Source organism: Streptococcus sp. HMSC072D03, from assembly GCF_001812855.1.
GTDB lineage: Bacteria > Bacillota > Bacilli > Lactobacillales > Streptococcaceae > Streptococcus > Streptococcus salivarius_D.
Genome location: NZ_KV810631.1, coordinates 1 through 549, shown reverse-complemented (window position 1 = coordinate 549; position 549 = coordinate 1). Strand labels below are relative to the sequence as shown.

The following is a 549-nucleotide window of genomic DNA, read 5'->3' as shown; positions in this document are numbered from 1 at the left end:
CCTAAGGATCATACTGAAGCCAAACAACTTCCTAAGACTGGAGAAACTGAATCATCGTTAGCTACCCTCTTCGGTGCTTTAGCGACGGCAACTGGTCTTGCCTTTCTTGCCAAACGCAAGAAGGACGACCCAGAAGATGACAGTTTATAATTTTAGTGTTAGGTAGTCATCGTCAATTTTTTAATAAAACACCACTCTTATTAATACATTGTTAAATAAGGGCGGTGTTTTTTGCTGTCTAGTGATATTAAGATGAAAACTTTAGAAAGAGGTACTCATCAGATATAATTAGAAAATTCGGAATTCTGATTAATCTTACTAAGAGGAATTTTCCTTAATCATTTTTTTCGAGAGATGTCATATTCTATTGCTACCTTTTCATTGTTATCATTCTGGGGAAAACACCCTTTTTTAGACTTGTAAAAGCAATGTAAGGAAGGCTGATAAAAAAATTCAAAAAATAAGATACTATATTAGATTTTTGGGTTAAGGATATGATAAAATAAATAGTAATATACTAATAAACTAGCTAAAAATGAAAAGGTGTAT

At 32.2% G+C, this 549-nt stretch carries 1 protein-coding gene; it reads left to right on the top strand.

Annotated features, from left to right (window positions below; genetic code table 11):
• Nucleotides 1-150, top strand: a 150-nt coding sequence (locus tag HMPREF2877_RS02275; protein ID WP_141751036.1) for an LPXTG cell wall anchor domain-containing protein, incomplete at its 5' end; no start/stop codon positions are given.
• Nucleotides 151-549 lie beyond the last annotated feature (399 nt).